Annotated in this window: 8 protein-coding genes; all 8 read left to right on the top strand. The window is 38.0% G+C overall.

Annotation, left to right across the window (positions count from 1 at the left end; all coding sequences use genetic code 11):
* Positions 1–1,041, top strand: a complete 1,041-nt coding sequence (locus tag WC644_09405; GenBank protein MFA5012151.1) for a glycosyltransferase family 9 protein — start codon at positions 1–3, stop codon at positions 1,039–1,041.
* Positions 1,042–2,058 carry a glycosyltransferase family 9 protein gene (locus WC644_09400; protein ID MFA5012150.1) on the top strand — a complete coding sequence of 339 codons (1,017 nt, stop codon included), beginning with the start codon at positions 1,042–1,044 and terminating at the stop codon, positions 2,056–2,058. It abuts the gene before it with no gap.
* Between the two features lie 2 nt (positions 2,059–2,060).
* The gene (locus WC644_09395) at positions 2,061–3,203 is read left to right on the top strand and encodes a glycosyltransferase family 9 protein (protein MFA5012149.1); all 1,143 of its coding nucleotides are present in this window, start codon (positions 2,061–2,063) and stop codon (positions 3,201–3,203) included.
* A 5-nt stretch (positions 3,204–3,208) separates the two neighbouring features.
* Entirely contained in the window at positions 3,209–4,303 is a 1,095-nt protein-coding gene (locus tag WC644_09390) for a DegT/DnrJ/EryC1/StrS family aminotransferase (protein ID MFA5012148.1), read from the top strand.
* A gap of 340 nt (positions 4,304–4,643) precedes the next feature.
* Entirely contained in the window at positions 4,644–5,579 is a 936-nt protein-coding gene (locus tag WC644_09385) for a ribose-phosphate pyrophosphokinase (protein MFA5012147.1), read from the top strand.
* A gap of 68 nt (positions 5,580–5,647) precedes the next feature.
* Positions 5,648–6,973, top strand: a complete 1,326-nt coding sequence (locus WC644_09380) for a dihydrolipoamide acetyltransferase family protein (protein ID MFA5012146.1) — start codon at positions 5,648–5,650, stop codon at positions 6,971–6,973.
* Between the two features lie 92 nt (positions 6,974–7,065).
* On the top strand, positions 7,066–8,817 hold the full coding sequence (locus tag WC644_09375; GenBank protein ID MFA5012145.1) for a S8 family serine peptidase: 1,752 nt from the start codon (positions 7,066–7,068) through the stop codon (positions 8,815–8,817).
* A gap of 366 nt (positions 8,818–9,183) precedes the next feature.
* A complete protein-coding gene (uvrA, locus tag WC644_09370) occupies positions 9,184–12,033 on the top strand; it encodes an excinuclease ABC subunit UvrA (GenBank protein ID MFA5012144.1) in 2,850 nt (949 codons plus the stop codon).
* Positions 12,034–12,061 lie beyond the last annotated feature (28 nt).

Below are 12,061 nucleotides of genomic sequence, written 5' to 3'. Positions count from 1 at the left end.
TTGAAGATTAACAAAGATGAAATAAGAAGGTTGCTTGTGATAAAATTCGGCGGAATCGGAGACGTGCTTATGTCAACACCCGTTTTGCCAAACCTGCGGGCATACTTTCCCGATTCTAAGATTGATTATCTGACTCTGATAAGGAACCGTGATGTGCTTATGGATAATCAATACATCGACCGCGTTTTGACCTACGACTCAAAAATTGATAAATCCTACGACCTGATAAGGCATATAAGGAACAAAGAGTACAACCTTGTGATTGACCTGTACTGCAATCCGCGAACGGCTTTCCTCACTTATGTCACGGGAGCTAAATACAGAGTAGGTTTTAAATTCCGTGGAAGAAATTATGCGTACAATATAAAAGGGAAAGGACGCGGGGGTTTAGTCCATAACACAGACTTCAATCTGGATGCGCTAATTAATGCAAACATACCCATCGTTTCCAAAAAGCTCAATCTATCAGTAAACATTGTTCATGAGGAGTTTGCTGATAAATTATTATCCGATAACGACTTAAGAAATGAGTTTCTTATAGGGATTGCGATAACGGGCGGATGGGAATCGAAACGCTACAAGATAAATGATTACATTGAGCTAATAAAACTTATATCAACAAAATATAATGTTAAGTTTATAATACTCTGGGGTACAAAGCAGGAGCTTATAGAAGCAAGGGAAATTAAGTTAAATACAGATGGAAATGTTTACATAATACCTGAAAGTCCAATCAGATATCTTGCTGCCATCATCAAGAAATGCAAGGTACTAATAGGTAATGACTCGGGACCTCTGCATCTGGCAGGTGCGGTCGAGGTGCCTGTTCTCGGGATTTACGGTCCTACTAATCCGGACCTGCAGGGTCCTTACGGTGATAGGAATGTTACCGTACAAAACACAAAACTTGAATGTTTGCACTGCAACCTGCTCGATTGCAATATCGGTAATGTATGCATGACTGAACTTTCGAAACCGCTTATTCTTTCGAAGTTTGAAGAACTTCTTAATAAGAATAAAATTTTGATTCCGCATAAATAGATGTCAAGAAGATATTTAATAGTAAGAACAGATAGAGTTGGAGATGTAGTAATGACGACCGCAATCCCGAGAGAGATAAAGAAGGCATATCCCGATGCTTTCGTTGCAACTCTTACGCAGCCAAATACCTCAGTTATATTCGATAACAATCCGTATGTTGATGCGAGAATTACAGATGACCTTTCGAAGGATTCATTCTGGGACGTTGTGAAACAAATAAGGAAGTATAAGTTTGATTACGGTCTGTTGATTCTACCGACTGAGCGTGCCGCATATCAATTGTTCTTCGGCGGTATTAAGAAAAAAATTGGCGTCGGGAGGATATTTTATGAGATAATCACTCTTATGGAAAGCGTCTCACGAAATAATTACAAACCTCTTCGCCATGAGGCAGATTACTGCATGGACCTCGCGAGAAAGACGGGTGTTAATACTGATAACTATCAACCAGAAATTTTTTTGTCTGATGTAGAAAAAGCAGAAATAAGCGATTATCTTAATTCAAAAGGAATTGAAAACAGCACATACAAAATCATACTTCATACAGGCTCGAGAAATTCCGCACCGAATTGGAGCGAGGAGAAATACTTCAGGCTAATACAAAAGTTACTCAAGAAGTATCCCGATAAAAAATTCGCTTTACTGCTCACGGCATTCGAAATGACAAATGAGTTTAAAAATAAGGTGCAATCCCTTAAAGACAGAAGGATATACGACGTATCAGACGACATAGACAATTTGCGAAAGCTCATAAAAATAATATCTGCAACAGATTTAATGATATGTTCATCCACTGGTCCCATTCATTTAGCGGATGCACTCGATAGGAAATGTATAGGGATTCACTGCAAGCGTGATATGAGCTGTGTTAAGATATGGGGAGTGATAAACAAAAAATCCATAAACCTTGAAGTATCAAAGGAATACTGCGACGCTAACTGCAGCCGTGACAAAGAAATATGCGGTATTGAAAACGGTCTTTCTACTGATGAAGTTTTAAACCATATTATACTATAAGAATGAAATACAAAGATTTAAGAATACCAAAGTGCAAAAACTTTTCGGGCTACAAACCCTGTAAGCCTTACTATAACTGCATCGAACAAGGTTGCGCTGATGATACCGCAAATGCTATGGGGAAGAAAATACTGATTATTTCTCTCGATGCACTCGGAAACGTACTGGATAACACACCTTTGCTGCATGCGATTAAAAGGAAGTTTCCGGTCAGCACTATACACTGGATGACAATGCCTAATGCGGAGAAGATTCTTTCCAACAATAAATTCATAGACAAGCTTTTTCTCTGGGATGATGAAAGCAGAATGATATCACGAAATATAGAATACGATACAGTTATGAATGCGGATAAATCCCTGTATGCTTGCGCTTTCGCAAATGAGACGAAAGCAAAAAAGAAACTCGGATTCCTCCTCAATGAAGACGGCAAGATTGTTCCGGCCAATGATGCTGCAATGTATAGTTACATTCTCGGAATTGATGACAAGAAGAAGTTCAGGGAAAATACCAAAACGGGAGTTGAGATTATACATGAAGTGTTTGAGCTGAAGTACGAAAGAGATAGATACGTTTTTGAATTTAACCCGGAAGAAAAAGAATATGTTGCCGCATATAAAAAGTCAATAAAGTACGATAAAAAGAAAGTTTACGCGGGATTCAACACGGGATGCTCTGAGCTTTTTCCAAACAAGAAAATGACTGTTGAACAGCATGTAAATATTATAAAGAACTTACTGAAGAATAAAAATATCGTAGTAATGCTTCTCGGCGGTCGAGAGGATACTATTCGTAATAATCAGATATTCGATACATTTTCGAGTGCGGAACAAAAGAGGATTATTAACACACCTTCAACTGAGGGAATCCGCAGAGGAGCCTGTTATATGTCTATACCGGATATTGTTGTTTCGGGGGACAGTTTCGGTATGCACCTTGCAATAGCACTTCAGAAGTACATAATAGCATGGTTCGGTTTATCATGCCAGGCTGAGATAGAACTTTATGATTACGGAGTGAAACTGTATCCTAAAGAACTGGAATGTTCGCCTTGCTGGAAACGTGTATGTCCTTACAATCTTGAGTGTATTGACATGATTGACCTTAAGAAGATAGTCGAAACAATTAATAATTTTAAAAAGTAAATATTATGGGTTTCAGAATTCCATTGTACATTCCGGTTTTATCGGGGAATGAAAAAAAGTACGTGAATGAGTGTCTTGATTCCACATGGATTTCATCAAAGGGGAAATTCATTCATGAGTTTGAGGACAAATTTTGCGAATACATCGGGGCTAAATACGCTGCATCAGTTTCAAACGGAACGACTGCACTTCACCTTGCGCTTGAAACGCTCGGAATAACTGCCGGTGACGAGGTTATTGTTCCTACGTTTACGTACATAGCATCTGTGAGTGCTATTGTTTATACGGGAGCTACCCCTGTATTCGTTGATTCAATTGAGGAAACATGGCAGCTTGACCCTGAAGATGTTAAGAAGAAAATCAATCCGAAGACAAAAGCAATAATGGTTGTTCATCTTTACGGTCAAATGTGCGACATGGATGAGATAATGAAAATTGCAGATGAGAACAATCTATTCGTAATCGAAGACTGTGCGGAAGCGTTTGGGTCCCGGTATAAAGGAAAATACGCCGGTACTTTCGGAAACATAGCAGCTTTCAGTTTTTACGGTAATAAAACAATTACAACAGGAGAAGGCGGAATGCTTGTATCGAACGATTACTACCTTTATGACAAAGCTTACCACCTAAAAATGCATGGAGTATCGAGCGTAAGGGAATACTGGCATGACGTAATAGGATATAATTATAGAATGACAAACATCTGTGCCGCTATTGGACTTGCACAGATTGAAAATGCAGATGAGATTATTAAGAAGAAAAGAGTGATAGCAGAATTATACGCAGAAAACCTTAAGGGGCTTCCTTTAACATGGCATAAAGAACAGAAAGAGACCGTACACTCATACTGGATGTTTTCCATACTGGTAGAAAGCGTCAAAGTAAGGGAGGCTTTGCGGAACTTCCTTTCAGAGAACGGTATTGAGACACGACCTACTTTTTATCCTGCCCATACTATGCCGATGTTTACTCACACGTATCAGAAGTTCAGAGTTGCAGAAGGAATTGCTATAAGAGGAATTAATTTACCGTGTTTTCCTGAGCTGAAGATGGAGCAGGTAATTGAGGTATGCAATGCCATTAAGAGTTTTTATAAGTAAAGAAACAATTTACCACCAGAACACAATAGTACCTAAGAAAAGATTTGATACCGTGAAAAAACGATATAACCGGGGAGGACTAAGGGAGGACTATTAGAGCGCTATGAAGAGAAAAGATCTTATGTAACAGTGGAGCAGAGACTCGGAATCAGACATTACGCAAAAGCACTAAAAGTTGAGATTGGCACTCTGATTTTTCTGATTGGATTTTGATTCTCATTGATGATATAGATTTAAGGGAATGTAGTATAGGATTTAATGATAAAAATATATTAACTTTATGAAGTTGATTTAATATAACTTTATTAATATTTTTGACTACTTAATTATTCTTCATAAAATGTCTGACTTAAAAATATTTACCGGTACAAACTCTCTGAATCTTGGAGAGAAAATAGCAAATCTTCTCAATGTGATTCCTGGCAACAGAGAGATAAAACACTTTTCTGACGGTGAAATCTGGATGCGGTATAATGAGAATATACGCGGGAGGGATGTTTTCATTATACAATCCACCAATCCCCCGTCTGATAACATAATGGAACTTCTTATAATGATAGACGCTGCAAAGCGTTCATCGGCATTGAGAGTGAATGCCGTTATTCCCTATTTCGGATATGCCCGTCAGGACAGGAAAGACCAGCCGAGAGTCTCAATAACTGCAAAGCTAATATCTAACCTAATCGAAAAAGCTGGGGCGGACAGGGTCATAACTATGGACCTTCACGCGTCACAGATCCAGGGATTCTTTGATATGCCCGTTGATCACCTTTACGGGTCGGCGGTATTCCTGAAACACTTTTACGATTTAAACATCCAGAACCTCGCAGTATGCTCACCCGACGTAGGAAGTATTAAAATGGCGAGAGCTTATGCAAAAAGACTTCATGCAGACCTAATTCTCATAGATAAAAGGAGACCGAAACAAAACGTCGCGGAAATTATGAATATAATAGGAGAGGTAAAAGATAAAAACGTACTTGTTATTGACGACCTTATTGATACTGCAGGAACGTTTGTTAATGCTGTGAACGCGGTAAAGGAAAAAGGTGCTTTGGAAATTTATGGTGCCTGCACGCATGCAATTCTTTCGGGAGAAGCGATGAAAAGGATAGAAGATTCACCGCTCAAGAAACTCTACGTTACTGATACAATCCCTCTGAAACAAACATCGGTGAAAATTGAAGTGAAGTCTGTAGCGTCAATCTTCGCAGAAGCTATAATCAGAACAAATAAGGATGAGTCAATCAGCTCATTGTTTGACATAGTGGTGTAGCTGAATTTTTTAGGAAGTATTTTGTTCTAATTATATTATAAAACAAATATTCAGGAGATAATCTTTACATGTTAGTTGATATTATTATGCCCAAAATGGGTGAGTCAATAATGGAAGGCACTATACTTAAATGGCTTAAACAGCCGGGCGATAAGGTTGAAAGAGATGAACCTTTACTCGAAATTTCTACGGATAAAGTCGATACAGAAGTCCCCTCACCTGAATCAGGAATTTTAGCAGAATTGCTTTATAAAGAAAATGATACAGTTGAAGTAGGCAATGTTTTAGCTAAACTGGAAACTGACTCAAGCGCAAGCGTAACTCCGAAGCAAACATCAAATGAAGAGTTAAAAAAAGAGGAAACAATTAAGGAAACTTCTGTACCTGCAAAAGATGAGGTTAAATTAACACCAGTTTTGAAAGAGGAGGAAATAAAAGCTGAAGGAGGGTTTTATTCACCACTTGTTCTAAACATAGCGAAGAAAGAAGGGGTAGGATCATCAGAACTTTCATCGATAAAAGGCACTGGTTTGCAAGGTAGAGTAACAAAGAAAGATATATTAGAATATATTTCAAAAAGAGGAACAGCACCTTCTTTAAAGACCGAAACAGCGGTTCCCGTAAAAGCAACCGCAGCACCTGTAAAGAAAGAATTTCCAAAACAGGAAATTAATTATAACGAAGAAGGTTTATCCGTACTTGAGTTTGATAATATTAGACAAAAAATGGCTGAGCATATGGTTGAATCAGTTGCCATATCACCGCACGTAAACGCCATTGCAGAGGTTGACCTTACAAACGTTGAGAAAGCAAGAAAGAAAATGGCGGCAGAGTTTGAAGCGAATGAAGGATTCAAACTGACATACATGCCGTTTATAGCAGAAGCAGTAATAAAAGCATTAAAAGATTTTCCTCTGATAAATTCTATAATTGATGATTCATCAAAACCGTTTAAAGCAATAACCAGGAGCAAGATTAATCTCGGTATGGCAGTAGCGATGGAAAATGGAGGACTTATAGTTCCGGTTATAAAGAATGCTGACGGAATGAATCTCGTAGGCATTTCAAGAAGTGTCAATGACCTCGGAAAAAGAGCACGTGTAAAGAAACTGACGCTTGATGAGATTCAGGGAGGTACGTTTACAATATCAAATTACGGTGTATTCGGTAACATTATAGGAACTATGGTAATAAATCAACCGCAAGTCGCAATAATGGGAGTTGGTGCAATTAAGAAGAGACCAGCAGTATTGGAAACACCCGACGGAGATTTTGTTGTAATAAAACCGATGGTATACTTAACACTTTCGTTTGACCATCGTTTGATAGATGGTGCCCTCGGCGGCAGGTTTATAATGCGTGTTGCACATTATCTTGAAAATTATCAGGGTTAAAAATTAATATAAATTATTATGGAGGTTACCTAACAATAGTTAAGTAACCTTTTTTTGTTAAACATTTTGTTAAAGAAATAAAATAGATTAATATGGAAAAAATAAAACTCTGTTTGTTATTAGTCTTTATTAGCATTGCTTCGCTGGCTTTAGCCGCTAATGACAGCGCAAACACAAAATACTGGATTATCTTTTCGGATAAAGACGGGATAAAACAAGAAGATGTGATTAAGTATAACTCATTTGAGTATAAAGCAGGTTTAGAGTTACTTACTGAGAAAGCCATTAATCGACGTTTGAAAGTACTGAGAAAAGAAGAATTGATTGGGTTTGCAGACCTGCCTGTTTCAAATAAATACATTGACAAAATTATGAACATGAAAATTGATGTTATTGCTAAATCGAGATGGTTCAACGGCGTAAGTGCTTACCTGACACAATCACAGCTCGAATCTCTGAAGAAACTTGAATTTGTTAACCAAATATTTGCTGTTAAGAAGCTTTACAAACAAGGTTTTGAAAGCACCTCTCCCGTTTTTCTTAAAACTTATTATGAAAGTATTACGGAACATGATTCGATGAATGTATATGATTACGGAAAATCGTTTAATCAGATGATGCTCGTAAATGTACCTGCGGTTCACAATCTTGGAATAACGGGCAGCGGAGTAATGGTTGCAAGCTTTGACGACGGTTTTGAATGGAAGACTCATGAAGCGCTGATGGGCTTGAATGTTCTTGATGAGTTTGATTTTATTAATAAGGACAAAAACACAGCAAGAGAAAAGAATCAGAAATATACTGATTCGGAATCTCAGGGGGGACACGGAACAGCAACTCTGTCTTCGCTTGCAGGTTTCAAGGAAGGAAAGCTTATAGGTCCCGCGTTCAATTCAGATTATATACTTGCAAAGACTGAATACGTATCTTCAGAAACACCTATGGAAGAGGACTTCTGGCTTGAAGCAGCGGAATGGGCTGAAGCACTCGGCGCCGACGTTATTACAAGTTCGCTTGTTTACAAAGCATTTGACAAACCTTTTCTGGATAATTCATACACTTACGCGGACTTTGACGGGAAAACTTCAATCATCACGATTGCAGGAGATCTTGCTGCACATTACGGTGTGGTAGTCTGCAACGCAACCGGTAATTATTACCAGACCGACCCACCTTCTTTAGGTTCGGCATCTGATGGTGATTCAGTAATAGGGATTGGTGCGGTAGACAAGCAAGGGAATGTTACGACCTTCAGCTCAAACGGACCGACAAGTGACGGACGGATAAAACCGGACATAGTTGCTCCAGGTGCGACTGTTTATGTTGCAAGAATGGGAGAGGGAAATAATTATGATTATTCGAACGGTACATCTTTCTCAACTCCTATAACGGCAGGTGTATGCGCTTTGATTCTTTCTGCACATCCGGAACTAACAGCAATGCAGGTTAGAGAGGCATTGAGGAATACTGCAAACAACAGCTCTACACCTAACAATGTAATTGGTTGGGGATTGATTAATGCATACAAAGCAATGCTTTATTTCGGTGCAGTATGGGGAAAAGAAACTATTACTGAAAGGAATAACAAAAAAATTGTCAGGATAGGATTTGCTTCGAATGATTTCACACAACCATCATCCGTTAAATTCAATTACAGGACTCCGAAAAGTAAGAAGTTTAAATCGGTTGATATGACACTGGTGCATCAGATTGAAAAAGATAATTACTCGGGGGTGTATGAATTCGTATCTAATGAATACAAGGGAACTGCTGAAAAAGATGAGATTGAATATTATTTTACCGTAAATATTAACGGAAAAGAATTAACATATCCGAAGAAATAGTTTATTTTCAACCACATCGGGGTTTATGCTATTACTATTAAAACCCCAGCTTCACAAGGGATAATTCGTATTTAAACCCTGTGGAGTTTATTGATTATTAGTTTATTATATATTTAAGCCCTTTGGATCTGAAGTAATGTTTTATTCAGGACCCAGGTTTCGCAGGGGATTAATAATATTAAAGCCATCTTGAACTGCCCTTGACAGTCATATTTGACTGATTTGTTACAAAAACAAAGCTTGGTTACTGACCCTTAATATCATCTCTTCATTTTCATAAATAATTGAATTGAATGAACAATTCAAAAGCAGTACTTTTCAAGTTTCAAACATTAAAGATAATATTTCTAAACTTCAAAGTATAATATTTCATATTTAGATAAAATATCGGTTAGAGGAGCAAGGGTACACAACCTTAGGAATATCGACGTGGATATTCCAAGAAACAGTCTGGTAGTATTCACAGGATTATCCGGTTCGGGTAAATCATCGCTTGCTTTTGACACTATTTATGCAGAAGGGCAAAGACGATTTATGGAAACACTCTCATCTTATGCGAGGCAATTTATAGGAAATATAGAGAGGCCAGACGTTGACAAAATAGAAGGGCTATCGCCATCAATCTCAATTGAACAGAAAACTATCTCTCACAATCCGCGCTCGACTGTCGGAACAGTCACCGAAATATACGACTTCCTGAGACTTCTTTTTGCAAGATGCGGAACCCAGTACTCTCCAGATACTGGAAAGGAAGTTGTAAGACAATCCCTTGATCAGATATTCAAGATTGTACTAAAGGAATTCTTCGGAAAGAATATAAATATTTTAAGTCCTGTAGTAAAAGGTCGCAAAGGACATTACAGAGAACTCTTCAGTGAAATTCTTTCTGATGGCTACACTAAAGTTAGAACTGACGGCGAGCTGAAGGAAATAACAGAGGGAATGAGCCTTGACAGGTTTAAGATTCACGATATTGAGGTTGTAATTGACAGAGTTACAGTAGCAGAGAAATCGAGAATGAGAATATATGATTCTCTTGAACTGGCTTTGAGGTACGGAGATGGAGTAGTAATAATCAACAATGGTAAAAGCGATAAGCTTTTCAACGAAAAGCTATCTGACCCTGTTACAGGAAGAAGTTTTTCTGAACCAGCGCCTAATTCATTCTCTTTTAATTCACCATACGGCTGGTGCAAGGAATGTTACGGACACGGAGAAAAAAGAAGGATTGATGAGAATTTAATAATTCCAGATAAGAACTTATCTTTTTCTCAAGGCGGAATAGCTCCGATAGGCTTACCCAAAAAGACATGGATTTCTTCCATGGTATACGGACTGCTTGAGAATTTCCATAGCACACCTGATACACCAATTAAAGATTATTCTAAAGTACTATTAGACACTATATTATTCGGAAGTTCAGAGAAGATAAATTTTACATACACGAATGCTGCCGGAAGAATATCAAATTACTCACATAAGTTTACCGGTATTGTCAAGTATATAGACCAGCTTTCGAGCGATACAACATCGCAGCATATTAAGAACTGGTCTGAAAGTTTTATGAGCGTCACAGTATGTAACTCTTGCAAAGGAGGGAGGTTAAAGGAAGATGCTTTATGGGTAAAGATTGATGATAAGAACATACATGATATTACAAAGATGTCAATATTATCGGCTTACGAATATCTTTGTAACCTAAAGTTTGATAATAACAAAAACATACTTGCAGCACCGATCTTAAAAGAGATTCAAGAGAGGCTAAGATTTCTTCTGAATGTGGGACTTGATTATCTTACACTAAATAGAAGTGCAAAAACTTTGTCGGGCGGTGAAGCTCAAAGAATAAGATTAGCTACTCAAATAGGTTCGCAGCTAACGGGAGTATTGTATATACTCGATGAACCTTCGATTGGTCTGCATCAACGAGATAATTTAAGACTGATAAATTCACTGAAACATTTGCGTGATATTGGTAATTCAGTTATTGTTGTAGAGCATGACAGAGAAATGATTGAGTCGGCGGATTTTCTTGTTGACCTTGGACCCAAAGCTGGAGAGCACGGCGGTAAGGTAGTTGCAAAGGGAAATCCGAAGGAACTAACCGGTAATTCTATTACTGCTGATTATATAAACGGTAAGAAGCATATTCCTGTTCCTGCTAAAAGACGCAATGGAAACGGACTGCACTTAACTCTTAAAGGTGCGACGGGTAATAATCTGAAGAACATAACGCTAAAAGTACCACTTGGAAAATTCATATGCATAACAGGAGTAAGCGGCTCAGGTAAATCCACTCTTATAAATGATACTTTGTACAAGATATTAAATAAGAAGCTCATGAAAGGAGCTGAAAATCCTCTTCCTTATGCATCGATTGATGGTGTATCTGCGACGATAAAGGGAAGATACATTAAATATGTTGACAAGATAATCGAGATAGACCAATCCCCTATCGGCAGGACTCCGAGAAGCAATCCTGCCACATATACCGGACTGTTTACGCACATAAGGGATATATACACTTCATTACCTGAGTCAAAAATAAGAGGTTATAAAGTAGGAAGATTTTCATTTAATGTTAAAAGCGGAAGATGCGAAGAATGTGAAGGAGGTGGTCTGAAAAAGATTGAAATGAATTTCCTTCCAGACGTTTATGTTACATGCGATACCTGCAAGGGGCACAGATACAATTCAGAGACTTTGAGCATTTTATACAAAGGGAAATCAATAGCAGACGTACTTGATATGACTGTAGAGGAAGCAGTAAATTTCTTTGAAGCTTTCCCTTCTCTTAAACGCAAACTAAAAACCCTGTATGATGTAGGTCTTGGATACATACGACTCGGACAGCAGGCAACAACATTATCGGGCGGGGAGGCACAGAGAGTAAAACTTGCCACTGAACTCGCAAAAATACAGACCGGTAGAACATTTTATATACTTGACGAGCCAACGACAGGACTACATTTTGAAGATATTAATATGCTGCTTGATGTGCTTAATAAACTCGTTAATAAAGGGAATACAGTAGTTGTAATAGAACATAATATGGATGTAATCAAATCTGCTGACTGGATTATTGACCTTGGTCCTGAGGGAGGTGATGCCGGAGGACAGATTGTTGCAGAAGGAACTCCGGAGGAAATTGTTAAGAAGCATATAAAGGTTTCCTATACAGCACAATTTTTAAAGAAAGAACTGATTGATTACTAATAATACTGATTATTATAAAACGCATTAC

The sequence above is a fragment of the Ignavibacteria bacterium genome (genome assembly GCA_041649015.1).
GTDB lineage: Bacteria > Bacteroidota > Ignavibacteria > Tepidaquicellales > Tepidaquicellaceae > CAIKZJ01.
This window is presented reverse-complemented; position numbering and strand designations above follow the sequence as displayed.

What these genes read in the sequence shown, in the direction of transcription:
- WC644_09380 (MFA5012146.1), top strand. Translation starts at nt 5,648, where the DNA reads ATGTTAGTTGATATTATTATGCCCAAAATGGGTGAGTCAATAATGGAA.
- WC644_09385 (MFA5012147.1), top strand. Translation starts at nt 4,644, where the DNA reads ATGTCTGACTTAAAAATATTTACCGGTACAAACTCTCTGAATCTTGGA.
- WC644_09400 (MFA5012150.1), top strand. Translation starts at nt 1,042, where the DNA reads ATGTCAAGAAGATATTTAATAGTAAGAACAGATAGAGTTGGAGATGTA.
- WC644_09375 (MFA5012145.1), top strand. Translation starts at nt 7,066, where the DNA reads ATGGAAAAAATAAAACTCTGTTTGTTATTAGTCTTTATTAGCATTGCT.
- WC644_09395 (MFA5012149.1), top strand. Translation starts at nt 2,061, where the DNA reads ATGAAATACAAAGATTTAAGAATACCAAAGTGCAAAAACTTTTCGGGC.
- WC644_09390 (MFA5012148.1), top strand. Translation starts at nt 3,209, where the DNA reads ATGGGTTTCAGAATTCCATTGTACATTCCGGTTTTATCGGGGAATGAA.